General features: G+C 67.7%; 18 protein-coding genes. 12 read left to right on the top strand and 6 right to left on the bottom strand.

Translation table 11 applies throughout. The features are described from left to right. The first annotated feature begins 228 nt into the window (after positions 1 to 228). Positions 229 to 846, top strand: a complete 618-nt coding sequence (gene rpsD / locus DWF00_RS10080) for a 30S ribosomal protein S4 (RefSeq protein ID WP_114827446.1) — start codon at positions 229 to 231, stop codon at positions 844 to 846. Between the two features lie 121 nt (positions 847 to 967). Here the strand turns inward: rpsD and DWF00_RS29400 are convergent, their stop codons facing one another. Further along, positions 968 to 1,120, bottom strand: coding sequence for a hypothetical protein (locus DWF00_RS29400; protein ID WP_181832477.1), 153 nt, complete (start codon positions 1,118 to 1,120; stop codon positions 968 to 970). 203 nt (positions 1,121 to 1,323) lie between these two features. Here DWF00_RS29400 and DWF00_RS10075 point away from each other — a divergent pair, with 203 nt between their 5' ends. Continuing rightward, positions 1,324 to 1,569, top strand: coding sequence for a hypothetical protein (locus tag DWF00_RS10075; protein WP_114827445.1), 246 nt, complete (start codon positions 1,324 to 1,326; stop codon positions 1,567 to 1,569). 264 nt (positions 1,570 to 1,833) lie between these two features. Here the strand turns inward: DWF00_RS10075 and DWF00_RS10070 are convergent, their stop codons facing one another. Then, the gene (locus DWF00_RS10070) at positions 1,834 to 2,463 is read right to left on the bottom strand and encodes a Spy/CpxP family protein refolding chaperone (protein ID WP_181832476.1); all 630 of its coding nucleotides are present in this window, start codon (positions 2,461 to 2,463) and stop codon (positions 1,834 to 1,836) included. A gap of 187 nt (positions 2,464 to 2,650) precedes the next feature. On the opposite strand from DWF00_RS10070, the gene DWF00_RS10065 reads away from it, so the two are divergent. From DWF00_RS10065 to DWF00_RS10055, 3 genes are all read left to right on the top strand, one after another. Further along, positions 2,651 to 3,652 (top strand): P1 family peptidase, encoded by a 1,002-nt coding sequence (locus tag DWF00_RS10065; protein ID WP_114827443.1) that lies wholly within the window; start codon positions 2,651 to 2,653, stop codon positions 3,650 to 3,652. Between the two features lie 129 nt (positions 3,653 to 3,781). Further along, positions 3,782 to 4,162 (top strand): hypothetical protein, encoded by a 381-nt coding sequence (locus DWF00_RS10060; protein ID WP_114853017.1) that lies wholly within the window; start codon positions 3,782 to 3,784, stop codon positions 4,160 to 4,162. Continuing rightward, on the top strand, positions 4,159 to 5,619 hold the full coding sequence (locus DWF00_RS10055) for a methyl-accepting chemotaxis protein (RefSeq protein ID WP_114827441.1): 1,461 nt from the start codon (positions 4,159 to 4,161) through the stop codon (positions 5,617 to 5,619). The genes DWF00_RS10060 and DWF00_RS10055 overlap by 4 nt, the downstream gene beginning before the upstream one ends. Positions 5,620 to 5,701: 82 nt before the next feature. Here the strand turns inward: DWF00_RS10055 and DWF00_RS10050 are convergent, their stop codons facing one another. Then, positions 5,702 to 6,601 carry an AraC family transcriptional regulator gene (locus DWF00_RS10050; protein WP_114827440.1) on the bottom strand — a complete coding sequence of 300 codons (900 nt, stop codon included), beginning with the start codon at positions 6,599 to 6,601 and terminating at the stop codon, positions 5,702 to 5,704. Between the two features lie 173 nt (positions 6,602 to 6,774). Here DWF00_RS10050 and DWF00_RS10045 point away from each other — a divergent pair, with 173 nt between their 5' ends. The 4 genes from DWF00_RS10045 to DWF00_RS10030 all read left to right on the top strand — a co-directional run bounded on the left by DWF00_RS10045 (position 6,775) and on the right by DWF00_RS10030 (position 10,564). Next, entirely contained in the window at positions 6,775 to 7,557 is a 783-nt protein-coding gene (locus DWF00_RS10045; RefSeq protein WP_114827994.1) for an SDR family NAD(P)-dependent oxidoreductase, read from the top strand. Positions 7,558 to 7,745: 188 nt separating this feature from the next. Next, positions 7,746 to 8,534: an ATP12 family chaperone protein gene (locus tag DWF00_RS10040; RefSeq protein ID WP_114827439.1), complete on the top strand. Its 789-nt coding sequence runs from the start codon at positions 7,746 to 7,748 to the stop codon at positions 8,532 to 8,534. Positions 8,535 to 8,539: 5 nt separating this feature from the next. Next, complete coding sequence (locus DWF00_RS29710; protein WP_210207835.1) at positions 8,540 to 8,752, top strand: hypothetical protein; 213 nt, start codon at positions 8,540 to 8,542, stop codon at positions 8,750 to 8,752. 282 nt (positions 8,753 to 9,034) lie between these two features. Continuing rightward, positions 9,035 to 10,564 carry an acyl-CoA carboxylase subunit beta gene (locus tag DWF00_RS10030; protein ID WP_114827438.1) on the top strand — a complete coding sequence of 510 codons (1,530 nt, stop codon included), beginning with the start codon at positions 9,035 to 9,037 and terminating at the stop codon, positions 10,562 to 10,564. A 187-nt stretch (positions 10,565 to 10,751) separates the two neighbouring features. On the opposite strand, the gene fabF is transcribed toward DWF00_RS10030, so the two are convergent. From fabF to DWF00_RS10015, 3 genes are read right to left on the bottom strand one after another with little or no spacing between them, the layout of a single operon-like run. Continuing rightward, positions 10,752 to 12,017, bottom strand: coding sequence for a beta-ketoacyl-ACP synthase II (gene fabF / locus DWF00_RS10025; RefSeq protein ID WP_114827437.1), 1,266 nt, complete (start codon positions 12,015 to 12,017; stop codon positions 10,752 to 10,754). A 9-nt stretch (positions 12,018 to 12,026) separates the two neighbouring features. Continuing rightward, entirely contained in the window at positions 12,027 to 12,542 is a 516-nt protein-coding gene (locus DWF00_RS10020; RefSeq protein WP_114827436.1) for a winged helix-turn-helix transcriptional regulator, read from the bottom strand. A gap of 60 nt (positions 12,543 to 12,602) precedes the next feature. Next, a complete protein-coding gene (locus DWF00_RS10015) occupies positions 12,603 to 13,490 on the bottom strand; it encodes a LysR family transcriptional regulator (RefSeq protein WP_114827435.1) in 888 nt (295 codons plus the stop codon). Positions 13,491 to 13,588: 98 nt separating this feature from the next. Here DWF00_RS10015 and DWF00_RS10010 point away from each other — a divergent pair, with 98 nt between their 5' ends. The 3 genes from DWF00_RS10010 to DWF00_RS10000 are packed head-to-tail and all read left to right on the top strand — an operon-like array spanning position 13,589 to position 16,362. Then, positions 13,589 to 14,305, top strand: a complete 717-nt coding sequence (locus DWF00_RS10010; protein ID WP_114827434.1) for an NAD(P)H-dependent oxidoreductase — start codon at positions 13,589 to 13,591, stop codon at positions 14,303 to 14,305. Between the two features lie 2 nt (positions 14,306 to 14,307). Continuing rightward, the gene (locus DWF00_RS10005) at positions 14,308 to 14,934 is read left to right on the top strand and encodes a short chain dehydrogenase (protein ID WP_114827433.1); all 627 of its coding nucleotides are present in this window, start codon (positions 14,308 to 14,310) and stop codon (positions 14,932 to 14,934) included. Between the two features lie 54 nt (positions 14,935 to 14,988). Continuing rightward, the gene (locus tag DWF00_RS10000; RefSeq protein WP_114827432.1) at positions 14,989 to 16,362 is read left to right on the top strand and encodes an MBOAT family O-acyltransferase; all 1,374 of its coding nucleotides are present in this window, start codon (positions 14,989 to 14,991) and stop codon (positions 16,360 to 16,362) included. Positions 16,363 to 16,392: the final 30 nt, after the last annotated feature.

The raw sequence follows: 16,392 nt of genomic DNA, 5'->3' as shown, positions 1-16,392 counted from the left end.
GCTCCTAACGGGGCCGCGTGGCTTTTTCCGCACCCGTGATCCGCTCACTTCAGAGTCGGATCTGTCGCCCCGGGAGCAAAGGACCGAAAAGTGGTTTGCACTTTTCGGGCAAATCCGATGCTCGAAAAAATGGCAGGTCGCCATCTGCATCCGCAAGGATGCGCGGCGAGCTGGCACGGGGACAGGAGGGCGCGGTCCTCAACTCGCGAACCATAGAGGACACGCGACATGTCGAAGCGCCATGAGGCGAAGTACAAGATTGACCGTCGTCTCGGTCAGAACATCTGGGGCCGTCCGAAGTCCCCGGTCAACCGCCGCGAATACGGCCCTGGCCAGCACGGCCAGCGCCGCAAGGGCAAGCCTTCCGACTTCGGCACGCAGCTGCGCGCCAAGCAGAAGCTGAAGGGCTATTACGGCTCGATCTCCGAGAAGCAGTTCCGCCGCTACTACGCCGAGGCGATCCGCCTCAAGGGCGACTCGGGCGAGAACCTAGTCGGCCTGCTCGAGCGCCGTCTCGACGCGGTGATCTACCGCGCCAAGTTCGTCCCGACCGTCTTCGCCGCCCGCCAGTTCGTCAACCACGGCCATGTCACGGTCAACGGCAAGCGCGTCAACATCGCCTCGTACCAAGTCAAGCCGGGCGACGTGATCGCGGTCAAGGAGAGCTCGCGCCAGCTCGCCATCGTCATCGAGTCGGCCACGCTGGCCGAGCGCGACGTGCCTGACTACATCGAAGCCGACCACAACAAGTCGAGCGCCACCTTCACCCGCACGCCGACCCTGACGGACGTGCCCTACGCGGTGCAGATGGAACCGAACCTGGTCATCGAGTTCTACTCGCGCTGAGTTGACTCAACGTCACAGCGCCGGGCCGCAAGGCTTTGGCCGGAATCAGAAAAGGGCGGCTCGCGAGAGCCGCCCTTTTCCTTTTGCGCGATAGGCCCGGCCTCACGACCCGCCAGGCTGCCTACAGGTGCGAGCCAACCTCGTTCCTGTAGAAGTAGCAGCCGAGGCCGAGGCAGCCGATCAGAATCGAAAGACCATAGGGGCCGAACAGGCAAAGAACGAAGACGAAGCCAATGAAGCCCCGCATCAGCCATGTTAACCATGAAATCTTCACGACACCCTCCCTCTCGCGAGAGCTATCGAGGCACCGTATAGACCTAAACATGAACTCAATTTGAATAATTATGGTGAAAATTGATTAACTATATGCTTTGCACATTCCCCGTATCGACACGCTCATCTTGGCGAGCCCCGTGCCGCTAACGCCCTCTCCCCGGCTCTGCTAAAATCGGCGCACCCAGATTCGGGAGGACGACCATGAAGACCCTGATCCTAGCGCTTGCCTTCACCTGCCTGTCCGGCCTCGCCCATGCCCAGGGCGCAAGCTGCGCCGCCCAGGCCACGGACAAGAAGCTGGCCGGCGCCGCCAAGACCAGCTTCCTGACCAAATGCGAGAAGGACGCCGGCGCTGCCTGCGACAAGCAGGCCGTCGACAAGAAGCTCGCGGGCGCGGCCAAGACGAGCTTCACCAACAAATGCGTCAAGGACGCCACCGGCGCCTGATTGCCGGAGCCAGCCCCTACGGATAGCGCGGGCGCCTCTCACACCCTCGCCGTCATCCCGGACGGAGCGAAGCGGAGCTCCGGGATCCATCGCAGGGCTCGGCGCTCTACGATGGATCCCGGAGCGGCGCCGCTTCGCGGCTTGTCCGGGATGACGGCTCGCGGTGCTTCCATGTCGCGGCAGGCTCTCGAACGCCTCCGCGCGCACCCCAATGAAAAAGGGCGGCCCTCGCGAGCCGCCCTTTCATATTCGTCCGGAATGCGCTCAGCCGCGATCGTCGTTGTTCTGCCCGCGGTCGTGCCAGCGGCGCTGCCCGCGGTTGTCGTTGTCGCCGTTGCGGCCGCCGCGGTTGTCGTCGGAGCGCTCGCGCATCCGCTCCATGCGCTGGCGGGCCATGGCGAAGGCCTCGCGCACCGAGCGGCGCAGCACGGTCTTCTGCTCGTCGCTGAGCGTGGTCCAGAGCGGGCGCACCGCATCGGCGAGCACCTTGGTGCGCTGGGCGCGCTCGGCTTGGCGGCCGGCCATCGCGTCGAGCCGCTCCATGATGTCGGCGTGGCGGAAGGTCTCGCGCTGCTCGCGCATGCTGGCCCAGCGCTCGCGGCGCTGCTGGGCGCCCTGCTTGACCACGCCCGCGAGCGTGTCGAACAGCGGCCCCTGCTCGGGCTTCAGCTTGAGGTCGGCGCGCAGCTTGGTCAGGCGCTCGTCCAGCCGGGTCGCCATCTGCTCGGCGCGGCGCTCGCGCCATTCGCCGCGGCGCAGGTCGCGCTCCTCGGTCCGTTCCTGGCGGGTCGGCTCGCTGCCGCCGACGGGCGGGATCGGCTGCGGCTGGGCGATCGCCAGCGTCGCAGCGAGTGCGGCTGCCGACGAAGCTGCAATGAGGACTAGGCGTTTCATCGATGATCTCCCGTGGATCAAACGGATTTCAAAGTCGCTGAGCGGGTCTCGAAGCCGGTTCGCGATGATGGCAAGGTGGGCCCCCATCCCTGAACCGGCGATGGCGCGCGCATGAAAAGATCGTAATGTGGCACTGGCGTGCCGGCGCGCGCGCATTCCGATTCTTTTCCGCTCATTCGCGACGGCCATGCGCAATCTCATCACCGACGTCCGCGGCCTGCTGATCGGGCAGGCGCATGATCCCGTCGCCGCCACCGGCGTCTCGGTCGCACTGTTCGAGCGGCCCACCGTCGCCTCCATCGCCATTCTCGGCGGCGCGCCGGGCACGCGCGACACCGCGCTGCTGGAGCCGGAGATGACGGTCGAGCATGTCGACGCGATCGTGCTCTCCGGCGGCTCGGCCTGGGGGGTGTCGGCGGCCGATGGCGTGATGGCGGCGCTGGCCGAGCGCGGGCGCGGCTTTCCGGTCGGTGGCCTGCGCATCCCGATCGTGCCGCAGGCGATCCTGTTCGACCTGCTCAATGGCGGCGACAAGAGCTGGGCCAAGGGCGGCAGCGCTGAGCCGCCCTATCGCGCGCTCGGCCGCGCCGCGGTCGAGGCCGCCGCCCTCGATGTCGCGCTCGGCACGGCCGGCGCCGGCTATGGCGCCACCACCGCGACCCTGAAGGGCGGGCTCGGCTCGGCCAGCGCGCGGGCCGCCACCGGCCAGATCGTCGGCGCGCTCGTCGCGGTCAACGCCGTCGGCAGCGCCACGATCGGCGACGGCCCGCATTTCTGGGCCGCGCCCTATGAGCGCGACGCCGAGTTCGGCGGGCGCGGCTGGCCGGCGGCGATCACGCCCGGCGATCTCGGCCTGCGCTTCAAGGGCGGCACCGGCCAGAACACCACGATCGCCATCGTCGCCACCGACGCCGCGCTGACCAAGGCGCAGGCGAAGCGGCTGGCGCTGGCCGCCCATGACGGCCTCGCCCGGGCGCTGCGGCCGGCGCACGCCCCGCTCGACGGCGACATCGTCTTCGCCGCCGCGACCGGCCATAGCGGCGCCCCGTCGGACGCGTTCGCGCTGGCGGAACTCTGCAGCACCGCCGCCGACGTGCTGGCGCGAGCGGTCGCGCGTGGTGTTCACGCTGCTGCCGCCCTGCCCTTCCCCAACGCCAAACCATCCTGGCGGGACCGCTTCGCCAGTTAAATCGGTGAAATTGCTTGCCGCGATTGCAGCGGATTACGACGCAGGCCCGCCGAATACTCGGAGCGGCCAATTTTTGCATGGGATATTCACGCTTCGGAAAGGCTGTCCGGGGCATCCTGCAAGCGAAAGTTGCACATCGATTACTTCGCTGGTTGTCTCGCACCGGCGGCAGAAGCCGTCGAGAAGGACCGCAGGATGCGTGAGATCGTCTTTGGCGCCAGTTTCAGCCTGTTCGTGGCGCTATCGGCGTTCCTCATCGCGGCCTGGCCGATCCCCGGACGCCCCGTCGCCTCCTATTTCCCGCCGGGCCTCTCGGCGTCGCAAGTCGCCATGGCCGTCGGCCAGGCAGGCGGGCGCCTGCTGGAAATCGGCGGCAACCCATCCCTCGTCATCAGCCTCGGCAGCAGCGCCGGCTATGCCGCCGAACTCTACAGGTCCGGCGCCTGGTTCGTGGTCGATGCTTCCTTCGCGCGTCTTTGCATCACCGGATCCTGGCGGGCCTCTTCATGACGGATGTCGAAACGCTGCGCATCCGCTTCGCCTATGTGCTCATCACGGTGCTCTGGGCGAACCCGGTCCTGCTGGCGCTGGCCGGCAATGCCGTCGGGAACGATAACGCCACGCTCCTGACCGGCTGCGGCGTCGCGCTCGCCGCCCTGTCGACGCTGGTCTGGTGCCTGTGCGGCACGCATTGGCTGACGCGGCAGGTCAGCTCGATCGCCACGATCGGCCAGGTGATGCTGCTGGTCTATGCCTTCGCGCGGCATCCCTACCAGGCCGACATGCACATGTACTTCTTCGCCATGCTGGCCGTGCTCGCCGGCTGGCTCGACTGGCGCATCTTCATCACGGCAGCGCTCGCGATCGCGGCCCATCATACCGTGGTCAACATCATCCACCCCATCGCCGTCTTCACCAATGGCGGCGATATCGACCGCGTCCTGCTGCATGCGGCCATCGTCACCGTCCAGGCGGCCGCGCTCGGCCAAACCGTGGCCTATCTTCGGAAGGCTCTCGAAGCCTCGGAGGACGCCCGGCAGGCGGCCACCGCCGCACGGCACACGGCCGAGCAGGCCAGGCACGAGGTGACCGTCGCCACCGTGCAGGCCGGCATCGAGCGGCAGACCGTGCTGCACGCCGTCGCCGACGATTTCGAGCGCAAGATCGCCGGCATCGCCCGGGACGTCATCCTCTCCGTGCAGACGCTGCGCTCGGCCTCGCAGCAGATGACGATGGGCGCGACCGAGGTCGCCGAGCGCTCGGGCGCGGCCTACCTCTCCTCGCATCAGACCTCGTCCAGCGTCATTGCGGTGACGCAGGCGACCACCGAGCTCGCGGCCTCGATCGGCGAGATCGACCGGCAGGTCAGCGAGACCGCCCGCATCGTCGTCTCGACCACGACCAAGGCCGGCAACGTGCTGGAGACGGTGAACCACCTCTCGCGCAAGGCCGACGACATCGGCAACATCGTCGGGCTGATCTCGACCATCGCCAGCCAGACCAACCTGCTCGCGCTCAACGCCTCGATCGAGGCGGCGCGCTTCGGCCATTCCGGCAGCGGCTTCGCCGTCGTCGCCCAGGAGGTCAAGGCGCTCGCCAACCAGACCTCGCAGGCGACGCAGGAGATCCAGAGCCAGATCGAGGCGATCCGCACCTCCAGCGAGCTTGCGATCCGGGCCATCGACACGATGTACATGACCATCGGCTCGCTCAACGAGATTTCGGCCGCCGTCGCCACCGTGGTCGAGCAGCAGAACGCGGCGACGGTCGGCATCGCCCACAACATCGAAGCCGCGGCAAAGGAGACCATCCTGGCTGCCGACAATATCGAGGCCGTCAGCCGGGTCGCCGCCGAGGCCGGCGAGGCTGCGAGCTACGTCGCGCAATCCGCCGACAGGCTCGCGGCGCAATCGGCCCAGCTCGATATCGAGGTGGCGCAGTTCCTCGGCCGGATTCGAGCGGCGTGAAGGCTGCGGCCCCCCAGCCCTCATCCTGAGACGCCGCTAAAGCGGCTCCTCAGGATGAGGGCCGCGTGTCCCAAGCGGTCTCTCAGGCAGGCAGCGCCTTCAGCTCGGCCAGGCTGCGCTTCGGCGGCGCGCCGAACATGCGGGCATATTCGCGGCTGAACTGCGAGGCGCTCTCATAGCCGACCTCATAGGCCGCCTCGGCGACGTTGCTGCCATCCGCCACCATCAGCCGCCGCGCTTCGAGCAGCCGCAGGTGCTTCTGGTATTGCAGCGGCGTCATCGCGGTCAGCGTCTTGAAATGCTGGTGGAAGGATGACGGGCTCATCCGCGCGGTCTCGGCGAGCCGCTCGATGCGGATCGGCTCGGCGAAATGGTCGCGCAGCACATGAAGCGCCCTGGCGATGCGCTGGGTATGGCTGTCGGGCAAGGCGAGCTTGCAGATCTTGTCGCGGTTCGGGCCGGTCAGCAGCCAGAAGCAGATCTCCCGCATGATCGCCGGGGACAGCACCGGGACGGCCTTCGGCGTATCGAGCAGCCGCAGCAACCGGAGGAAGCAATCGGCCAGCTGGCCGTCGAGCGCATCGACGAACACGGCCGGACCCGCATCGGCCGCCGGCCGCGGCGGATCGTCGAGCTCTTCCATGACCTGGCGCATCACCCCGATGTCGAATTCCAGCGCAAGCGCCAGGAAGGGCGTCTCAGTGCTGGCCCCGACGACCTTGCCGAAGGCCGGAAGCGCGAGGCTGACGACGAGCGCCTGCATCTCGCCGAATGCGAACAGCTCGTCGCCGAACATGACCTGCTTGGCACCCTGCACGACGAGGCAGAGCGCCGGCCGGTACACCATCGGCTTGGGCATGTCCTGGTGGCTCGTCCGCATCAGGAAGAGCCCGTCGATCACGGTGCGGTAGATTCCGTCTTCGCCATCCCCGTCATGCGTGTCGATGTAGCGGAGGATCGCGTCCTTCAGGTTCGATGACATAGCTGGCCTCCGCTGCGGCGGCCTTGCCGGCCCACCTCGAATTCATAGCCGGATCGCACCGGCCATCCAATCCAATTGGAGGATCAGGCAGGAAATTCGAGAGTTCCGGCATTCAAGTGAACGCCCTCGAGGGCCTAGGCTCCGGCCACATCATCCAACCCTGGAGCTTGATCATGTCCACCGAAACAGAAGCAAAATCAACGCAGAAGATCGCCGTCGTCACCGGCGGCAGCCGCGGCCTCGGCCGCAACACCGCCGTGAGCCTGGCCAAGCGCGGCAGCGACGTCATCCTCACCTATCATGCGAATAAGGCAGAGGCCGACGCCGCCGTCGCGGAGATCGAGGCGCTGGGCCGCAAGGCGCTCGCCTTGCAGCTCGATACCGGCGACATCGCCGCCTTCGACGGCTTCGTCGCCAAGGTCCGGCAGGCCCTCGCCGAGACTTGGGGCCGCGAGCACTTCGACCATCTCGTCAACAATGCCGGCATCGCGCTCTATTCCTCCTTCGCCGAGACGAAGGAGGAAGATTTCGACCGGCTCTTCAACATCCACTTCAAGGGTGTCTTCTTCCTGACCCAGAAGCTGCTGCCGCTGATCAAGGATGGCGGGCGGATCGTGAACGTCTCCTCGGGCCTCGCCCGCTTCTCGCTGCCCGGCCTGAGCGCCTATGGCTCGATGAAGGGCGCAGTCGAGGTGCTGACCCGCTATCTCGCCAAGGAGCTCGGCCCGCGCGGCATCGCGGTCAACGTGGTCGCGCCCGGTGCGATCGAGACCGATTTCGGCGGCGGCCATGTGCGCGACGACGCCAAGACCAACCAGTTCGTCGCCTCTTCGACGGCAATGGGCCGCGCCGGCCTGCCCGACGATATCGGCCCGATGATCGCCTCGCTGCTCGCCGACGAGAACCGCTGGGTCACCGGCCAGCGCATCGAGGTCTCCGGCGGCATGCTCCTCTGAGAAGCCGCTTGGAATTCTACTGGCGCGGTCGCTTGGCGCGACCGTCTGCGCTTCCGGTGCTCACGTACCAAGGTACGCTCCGCTCCGGTTCTCGACAGCCACGCCAATCGACTCACGCCAGCGAATTCCCGAACGGCTTCTACGCGCCTATCGTTTCCGCCCGCCCCGAAATGCGCTATGGGGCGGGCATGTCCACTGATGCTTTCCTCGAACGGTTCGGCACGCCAGGCGCGCGCCAGCCCGACCCCGTCGCCGCCGCGCAGAAGGCGATGCGCAACGCCCTGCCCAAGCGCTTCTACGAAAGCGCCGGCGTGCTCGAACGCGACGGCCTGTTCCACGTCGCGCTCGACGGCAAGACGGCGCGCACCCCGGCCCGCAAGCCGCTCGCCGTCTCCTCCCGCCCCGTCGCCGAGGCGCTCGCCGCCGAATGGCAGGCGCAAGACCAGGATATCGACCCGGCCGTGATGCCGATCACCCGGCTGGTGAACTCGGCCCTCGACGGCGTCGCCGACCAGCACGAGGCGGTGCGCGCCGAGATCGTGCGCTATGCCGGCAGCGACGCGCTCTGCTACCGCGCCGGCGAGCCCGACAATCTGGTCGAGCGCCAGCGCGCCATCTGGGACCCGATCATCGCCGGGACGGAGGCCGCGCTCGGCGCCCGCTTCACCCTGGCCGAGGGCGTGATGTTCGCCGAGCAGCCGGCTGACGCACTGGAGGCCGTCGCCCGCCGCGTCGCCGAACTCCCTGCCCCGCTTGCGCTGGCCGGCGCGCATAACATCATGACGCTGACCGGCTCGGCCATCCTGGCGCTGGCGCTGGCCGACGGCCGGCTCGATGCCGAGCAAACCTGGGCCGCCGCCCATCTCGACGAGGACTACCAGATCGGGATCTGGGGCCAGGACGAGGAAGCCGCCGAGCGCCGGATCATCCGGCGCAAGGAGTTCGATGCAGCGGCACTGCTGCTCAAGCACGGCTAGCCTGCGTGACGCCCGGCGCCCCGACCGCCGACGACCCCGAGGGCTATGTCGCGCAGCTCGACGGCTGGCGCCGGGTCACGGTCGACGCGCTGCGCGAGGCGGTCAAGGCCGTTGCCCCGCTCGACGAGCGGATCAAATGGACCCATCTCGTCTATGTCTCCGAAGGCCCCGTGCTCCTCATCCGCGCCGAAGCCGAGCGCGTGCTCTTCGGCTTCTGACGCGGCAAGCGGCTGCGCGAGATCGAGCCGCGCCTGAAGCCCGGCGGCAAGTACGAGATGGCGACGATCGAACTGCGCCAGGGCGATGCTATCGAGCCAGAGGTGGTCGGCCGGCTGGTCCGCCAGGCCGTCGAACTCAACCGCACGCTCGGCGACCCGACGCGGCCAGCCGCCTGATAGCAGCAGGCCTTTGCACGAAAGCCTCACCGCGCCGCCATGGACAGGCCAGCCTTCGCCCCTTAAGCCGGATACCGAACTTCGCTCGGCTCCGGGGGCATCGCCATGAAGGACATTCTCGAACAGCTCGAAGAGCGCCGCGAGGGCGCGCGCAAGGGCGGCGGCGACCGGCGCATCGAAGCGCAGCACAAGCGCGGCAAGCTCTCCGCCCGCGAGCGCATCGAACTCCTGCTCGACCATGGCTCCTTCGAGGAGTTCGACATGTTCGTGCAGCATCGCTGCGTCGATTTCGGCATGGACAAGGCCGAGAAGATCCCCGGCGACGGCGTCGTCACCGGCTGGGGCACGGTCAACGGCCGCACCGTCTTCGTCTTCTCCAAGGATTTCACCGTGTTCGGCGGTTCGCTGTCGGAGACGCACGCGCAGAAGATCATCAAGATCCAGGACATGGCGCTGAAGATGCGCGCCCCGATCGTCGGCCTGTTCGATGCCGGCGGCGCCCGCATCCAGGAAGGGGTGGCGGCGCTCGGCGGCTATGGCGAGGTCTTCAAGCGCAACGTCGCGGCCTCCGGCGTCATCCCGCAGATTTCGGTGATCATGGGCCCCTGCGCCGGCGGCGACGTCTATTCGCCGGCCATGACCGACTTCATCTTCATGGTCCGCGACACCTCGTACATGTTCGTCACCGGCCCGGACGTGGTGAAGACCGTCACCAACGAGACCGTGACCTCGGAAGAGCTCGGCGGCGCCAAGGTCCACACCTCGAAATCTTCCGTCGCGGACGGCTCCTTCGAGAACGATGTCGAGGCGCTGCTGCAGGTGCGCCGCCTGATCGACTTCCTGCCCGCCAACAATACCGCGGGCGTGCCGGAATGGCCGAGCTTCGATGTGCCCGATCGCATCGACATGAGCCTCGACACGCTCGTTCCCGACAACCCGAACAAGCCCTACGACATCAAGGAGCTGATCGCGAAGACGCTCGACGAGGGCGACTTCTTCGAGATCCAGCAGGCCTATGCCGGCAACATCGTCACTGGCTTCGGCCGCATCGAGGGCCGCACGGTCGGCGTCGTCGCCAACCAGCCGATGGTCCTGGCCGGCGTGCTCGACTCCGACGCCTCGCGCAAGGCTGCCCGCTTCGTGCGTTATTGCGACGCCTTCGAGATCCCGATCGTCACCTTCGTCGACGTTCCCGGCTTCCTGCCGGGCACGGCGCAGGAATATGGCGGCCTGATCAAGCACGGCGCCAAGCTGCTCTTCGCCTATAGCGAATGCACGGTGCCGCTGGTCACGGTGATCACCCGCAAGGCCTATGGCGGCGCCTATGACGTGATGGCTTCAAAACATATCGGCGCCGACGTCAACTATGCCTGGCCGACCGCGCAAATCGCGGTGATGGGCGCCAAGGGCGCGGTCGAGATCATCTTCCGCGGCGGCGACGCCGAGACCATCGCGCGCCAGACCAAGGAATACGAGGACCGCTTCATGTCCCCCTTCGTCGCGGCCGAGCGCGGCTATATCGACGAGGTGATCATGCCGCATTCGACCCGCCGCCGCATCGCGCGGGCGCTGGCGATGCTGCGGACGAAGTCGGTCGAGCGGCCGTGGCGGAAGCACGACAATATTCCGTTGTGAGCGAAGCCGCGGCCATTCCAGCGCCCGCGGGGAACCCCTCTCCTGTAAGGAGGGGGGCAGGGGTGAGGTGTCGGCCGTTTGACGTTGAAGCTGTGAGCTGACCGCGGCAAAGTTCAGTTTTACTGGTTTTGCGGCCTACACCTCACCCTGCCCTCTCCTTACAGGAGGGTTCCCCGCGCTCATTAGTTTACTGCCAGCGCCTGAACACCACGCTCGCATTCACCCCGCCAAACCCGAAGCCATTCGAAATCGCGTGCTCCATCGCCAGCGGCCGCGCCACCTTCGCCACGAGGTCGAGCCCGGCCGCGTCCTCGTCGGCATTCTCGAGGTTGAGCGTCGGCGGCGCGATCTGATCGCGCAGCGCCAGGACCGTGAAGATCGCCTCCAGCCCGCCGGCCGCGCCGAGCAGATGGCCTGTCGCCGATTTCGTCGCGCTGATCGCGATACCGCCCTCGGTGCCGAACACCGCCTTGATCGCCGCCAGCTCGCCGCGGTCGCCGACCGGCGTTGAGGTCGAATGCGCGTTGAGGTGGCTGACATCGCCGGGCTTCAGCCCAGCCTGCTTCAGCGCCGTCTCCATCGCCCGGCGAGCGCCCGAGCCGTCCTCGGGGCCCGAGGTGATGTGGTACGCGTCAGCCGAGGTGCCGTAGCCGGTGATCTCGGCCAGGATTTTGGCGCCGCGCGCCTCAGCATGCTCCAGCGCCTCGATGACCAGGAGGCCGGCGCCCTCGCCCATGACGAAGCCGTCGCGGTCGCGGTCGAACGGACGCGAGGCCTTCTCGGGTTCGTCGTTGAAGCCGGTCGAGAGCGCGCGCGCCGCGCCGAAGCCGCCGAGCGCGACGAGGTCGATGCAGGCCTCGGTGCCGCCGCAGAGCGCGATGTCGGCCTCTCCCGCCCGGATCATCCGCGCCGCATCGCCGATCGCCTGCACGCCGGCGGCGCAGGCCGTCACCGGCGCGCCCATCGGCCCCTTGAAGCCATGGTCGATCGAGACATGGCCGGCGGCGAGATTGACCAGGAAGGACGGGATCGTGAAGGGCGAGAGCCGGCGCACGCCGCGCGCATCGGTGGTGCGCACCGCCTCGGCTATCGCCGGGAAGCCGCCAATGCCCGAGGCGATCACCGTCGCGGTGCGCTCCTGCTCGGTCTCGCTCACCGGCCGCCAGTTGGCCTGGTCGAGCGCCTCCTTGGCCGCCACCAGCGCGAACTGGATGAAGCGGTCCATCTTGCGCTGGTCCTTCGGCGCGATCGCGACGTCGGGATCGAAGCCGCCCTCGTTATCTTCCGCCTTCGACGGCACCGCGCCGGCGACCTTAGCCGGCAAGGTCTCGGCGATCGAATCGGGCAGTCGGCGCAGGCCGGAGCGGCCGGCGAGCAGGCGCTGCCAGGCCAGCTCGGTGCCGCAGCCCAGAGGCGAGACCACGCCCATGCCGGTGACGACGATACGACGCATCTGAATGTCCTATTCGCTGTGTGAGGACGCGCCTGCGCGCGTCGCTGTGATCATGGCCAGGCGCTGGCGCATGCCCTCGCTCGCGCCCGGGCCGGCTATGGTGGTGATCGTCTCAGGCGTGACCGGCCGCAGGCTCGCGGCATCGACCAGGACCGCCTCGACTGGGCGCCCGCTCGCGCGCTCGACCATCACCAGCACCTCGCCCTCGGGCGCCAGGTGCCGGTTGCCGAAGGCGACCAGCGCGGCGATGACCGGGAAGAAATCCCGGCCCTTCTTGGTCAGCACGTAATCGTAGCGCGGCGGGCGCTCGCTATAGAGCCGCCGCACGAACATCCCGCTCTCGGTCAGGTGCTTCAGCCGGCGCGCCAGCATGTTCGGCGCGATGCCGAGGCTGCGCTGGAACTCGTCGAAGCGCGTGAAGCCCTGCAGCGCATCGCGCAGAATCAGGATGCTCCACCATTCGCCGACGGTCTCGACCGTGCGGGCGCAGGGGCATTCGGCAAGCGGGAGGAGCTTGGGCTGCATGACGCGCCCGAGTTAGCGACGTTACTATCGTTTTGCAAGTTACCGTCGCCTGAGCCCCATCTACCTTCTGAAGACATCGATGAAGGCCTGCAGCGTCGGCGGACGCTGCCGCCGGCCGGAATGGTAGAGGTAGAAGCCCGGAAAGCGCGGCGTCCACTCCGGCAGCAGCGAGACCAGCTTGCCGCTCTCCAGCCCCGCCCGCGCCTGGATGTCGAGCAGGTAGGCGATGCCGACCCCCTCGATCGCGGCGTCGATCATCAATTCGGAATCGTTGACGATCAGCGGCCCGTCGACGGCGACCGCGAACTCCTCGCCCTCGCGCTCGAACTCCCAGCGATAGATCGTGCCGTCGCTCGGCCAGCGATAGCGGATGCAGGCATGGCGATGCAGGTCCTGCGGCGTCGCCGGCGCGCCGTGCCGCGCGAGATAGTCCGGCGAGGCCACGACCGCCATGCCGAGCTCGCCGCCCAGCCTGACCGCGACCATGTCCTTCTCCAGCCGCTCGCCGAGGCGGATGCCCGCATCGAAGCGCCCGGCGACGATGTCGGTGATGCGGTTCTCGACCGCGATCTCCAGCTCGATCGCAGGGTAGGCGCGCTGGAAGGCGCCGAGCTTGGGCACGATCAGGTGCTGCACCACGACGCGCGGCGCGTTGATGCGCACGGCGCCGGCAGGCTCCGCCCGGAACTGGCCGAGATCGACGAGCGCCGCCGCGAAGGCGCCGAAGAGCGGCGATACCCGCTCGAACAGGGCCGCGCCGGCCTGCGTCATCGTCACGCTGCGCGTGGTGCGGTTGAGCAGGCGGACATCGAGCCGCTCCTCCAGCCCGCGCACGGTCTGGCTCAGCGCCGAGGCGGAGACGCCGAGCCGGGCCGCCGCCCGCGCGAAGCTCGATTCCTCGGCCACGGCACAAAAGGCCTTGAGATCGGCGAACTCGCTGCCGCGCATTCCATCTCACTCGCTTATGAACTTGTTTCGATAATACCGCATTCTCTTACGAAATTTCTACTCGTAGCGTGCGGCCTCGCTCCCGATCGAGAGGCCTCATGAACGTCTTCATCGTCCACGCCCACCCGGAGCCGCGAAGCCTCAACGGCGCGCTCACCGCCACGGCCAAGGCCTGCCTCACTGCCGCCGGCCACGAAGTCATGGTCTCCGACCTTTACGCGATGGGCTGGCAGGCGCGCTCCGACCGCTCGAACTTTCTGACCGAAGCGGATCCGGCCTATTTCAAGCAGCAGGACGAAGAGGTCTTCGCGACCGGGCAGAACGGCTTCGCCCCCGACATCCGCCAGGAACTCGACAAGCTCTTCGGCTGCGATGTGCTGATCCTGCAATTCCCGCTCTGGTGGTTCGGCATGCCGGCGCTGATGAAGGGCTGGGTCGACCGCGTCTTCGCCATGGGCACGGTCTATGGCGCCGGCGCCTGGTACGATCGCGGCAAGCTCCGCGGCCGGCGCGCCATGGTCTCGGTCACGATCGGCGGCGCGGCTTCGATGTATGCGCCCGACGGCATCAACGGCGACACCGACAAGCTGCTCTTCCCGATCCAGAACGGCATGCTGCGCTTCACCGGCTTCGACGTGCTGCCGCCCTTCATCGCCTGGCAGCCGGCGCGCATCTCCGAAGGCGAGCGCCAAGGCTATCTGCGCGCCTACGAGCGCAGGCTGCTGACCCTCGACGCAACCGAGCCGCTGCGCTTCCCACCGCTCACCGCCTACGATCCCGAGACTTTTCGGCTGCTTGCCCCGGCGGAGGCCTGATCGTGCGCATCGCCATCATCGGAGCGACGGGCACGATCGGCCGGGCCGTCAGCGCCGCCCTTGAGCCAGGGCATGAGGTCATCCGCCTCTCTCGCAGCAGCACGCCGCCGGTCGATCTCGGGCAGCCGGCAACGCTCCCGGCCCTGTTCGCCAAGAAGCCGGGCCTCGACGCCGTCATCTGTTGCGCCGCGAACGCACCGATGGCTCCTCTCGAAACCCAGACGCCCGACACGGTTCTCGCCGCGGTCCAGGGCAAGCTGCTCGGGCAGATCGAGCTGTCGCGCCTGGCCGCGCTGCACCTCAATGATCGCGGCTCGGTCACGCTCACAGCCGGCACCTTCGCCGAGCTCAGGCCCGGCAGCGCGATCGGCGCCATGGTCAATGCCGGCCTGGAGCGCTTCGTGCAGGCCGCGGCAGGCGACATGCGGCGCGGCATCCGCCTCAACCTCATCAGCCCCGGCTGGGTCGCGGAGACGCTCATGCAACTCGGCCATGACGGAGCCGCAGGCACGCCGGCTGCGACGGTTGCGACAGCCTATGTCGAGGCCACCGGGGGCATGGCAAATGGGCGGGTCTTCAGGCCAAGCCAGCCGCAGCCTGAACATGCTGTCGCAGCTTTGCGGACATGACACTCGCGTCATAATCGTCTAAGGCGGCGCTCGACCGAAAGCCCCGCCCGCCCGATGCTGTTCAACTCCTTCGTCTTCCTGCTCGGCTTCCTGCCGCTGGCGCTTGGCCTGCACTGGCTGGTCGAGCGCTTCCAGCCGGGCTGGCGGCTGCCGCTGCTGGCGGCGCTCTCCTTCGCCTTCTACGGCTATTGGGATTGGCGCTTCATCCCGCTGCTCGCCTTCTCCGTCCTGATCAACTGGCTGATCGCGGAAGCCTTCCTCAGGACGAAGCGCGCCGGGCTGATCACCTTGGCGATCGCGCTCAACCTCGCCGTGCTGGCGCTGTTCAAGTACTTCAACTTCTTCGCCGATCTCGCTGGAATGATTCCGGGATTGCCGGCACCCAAGCTCGATCTCGCGCTCCCGCTCGGCATCTCCTTCTTCACCTTCCACCACGTGATGTACCTGACCGATCTGCGCCGCGGCGAGGCGCCGCGCTACGATCTGGTGCGCTATGCGCTCTACATCGCCTTCTTCCCACAGGTGCTGGCCGGGCCGCTGGTGCGCTGGCGCGAGATCATGCACCAGTTCGAGGAGCGGCCCTATCTCAGGGCCGACGCGGCCGAGCGCGTCGCGCGCGGGCTGATGCTGCTGACCTTCGGCCTCGCCAAGAAGGTCCTGCTCGGCGACCCGCTGGCGGAATATGCGAATCCGGTCTTCGCGGCGGCTGCGGCGGGCCAGGCGGTCTCGGTCGCGGAAGCCTGGCAGGGCGTGCTCGCCTTCACCTTCCAGATCTATTTCGACTTCTCCGGCTATACCGACATGGCGCTGGGCCTGGCCCTGCTCTTCGGCATCGTGCTGCCGCAGAATTTCGACGCGCCCTATCGCAGCTTGAGCATCCAGGATTTCTGGCGGCGCTGGCACATGACGCTGTCGCGCTTCCTGCGCGACTACCTCTACATCCCGCTCGGCGGCTCCAGGCACGGCCTGCCCATGCAGGTCTGGGCGCTGTTCGCCACCATGGCGCTGGGCGGCCTCTGGCACGGCGCCGGCCTGACCTTCATCGCCTGGGGCGCGGCGCATGGCTTGGCGCTGATCGTCGCGCTGTTCTGGCGCCGCGCCAACTTGCCGATGCCGGCCCCGCTCGGCTGGCTCTTGACCTTCGTCTTCGTGATGTTCTGCTGGGTGCTGTTCCGCGCCGCGACCTTCGAGGCCGCGCTCGTCATCTACAAGGCGATGCTCGGCTTCGCGCCGCACGGCATCGGCTTCAAATGGCGCGCGCTGCTGCCGGCCGCCGCCTTCGCCATCATCGGCCCGACTTCCTGGGCGCTCGTGCACAAGCTGCCGCCGGCGCGCTGGATCGCCATACTGACCGCCATCCTCTTTGTCCTCGTCCTGTTCAAGATCGGTGACGACGCCAACTATGAGTTCATCTACTTCCAGTTCTGAGCAGGCCAGTTCTAAGCAGGAGCATGGCGC

It is taken from the genome of Allobosea caraganae (genome assembly GCF_003351345.1).
Classification (GTDB): Bacteria; Pseudomonadota; Alphaproteobacteria; order Rhizobiales; family Beijerinckiaceae; genus Allobosea; species Allobosea caraganae.
This window is presented reverse-complemented; position numbering and strand designations above follow the sequence as displayed.

Excerpts from the sequence above, each read along its gene's own strand:
- rpsD (WP_114827446.1), top strand. The coding sequence starts at position 229 with ATGTCGAAGCGCCATGAGGCGAAGTACAAGATTGACCGTCGTCTCGGT.
- DWF00_RS10075 (WP_114827445.1), top strand. The coding sequence starts at position 1,324 with ATGAAGACCCTGATCCTAGCGCTTGCCTTCACCTGCCTGTCCGGCCTC.
- DWF00_RS10070 (WP_181832476.1), bottom strand. The coding sequence starts at position 2,463 with ATGAAACGCCTAGTCCTCATTGCAGCTTCGTCGGCAGCCGCACTCGCT.
- DWF00_RS10065 (WP_114827443.1), top strand. The coding sequence starts at position 2,651 with ATGCGCAATCTCATCACCGACGTCCGCGGCCTGCTGATCGGGCAGGCG.
- DWF00_RS10055 (WP_114827441.1), top strand. The coding sequence starts at position 4,159 with ATGACGGATGTCGAAACGCTGCGCATCCGCTTCGCCTATGTGCTCATC.
- DWF00_RS10050 (WP_114827440.1), bottom strand. The coding sequence starts at position 6,601 with ATGTCATCGAACCTGAAGGACGCGATCCTCCGCTACATCGACACGCAT.
- DWF00_RS10045 (WP_114827994.1), top strand. The coding sequence starts at position 6,775 with ATGTCCACCGAAACAGAAGCAAAATCAACGCAGAAGATCGCCGTCGTC.
- DWF00_RS10040 (WP_114827439.1), top strand. The coding sequence starts at position 7,746 with ATGTCCACTGATGCTTTCCTCGAACGGTTCGGCACGCCAGGCGCGCGC.
- DWF00_RS10030 (WP_114827438.1), top strand. The coding sequence starts at position 9,035 with ATGAAGGACATTCTCGAACAGCTCGAAGAGCGCCGCGAGGGCGCGCGC.
- fabF (WP_114827437.1), bottom strand. The coding sequence starts at position 12,017 with ATGCGTCGTATCGTCGTCACCGGCATGGGCGTGGTCTCGCCTCTGGGC.
- DWF00_RS10020 (WP_114827436.1), bottom strand. The coding sequence starts at position 12,542 with ATGCAGCCCAAGCTCCTCCCGCTTGCCGAATGCCCCTGCGCCCGCACG.
- DWF00_RS10015 (WP_114827435.1), bottom strand. The coding sequence starts at position 13,490 with ATGCGCGGCAGCGAGTTCGCCGATCTCAAGGCCTTTTGTGCCGTGGCC.
- DWF00_RS10010 (WP_114827434.1), top strand. The coding sequence starts at position 13,589 with ATGAACGTCTTCATCGTCCACGCCCACCCGGAGCCGCGAAGCCTCAAC.
- DWF00_RS10000 (WP_114827432.1), top strand. The coding sequence starts at position 14,989 with ATGCTGTTCAACTCCTTCGTCTTCCTGCTCGGCTTCCTGCCGCTGGCG.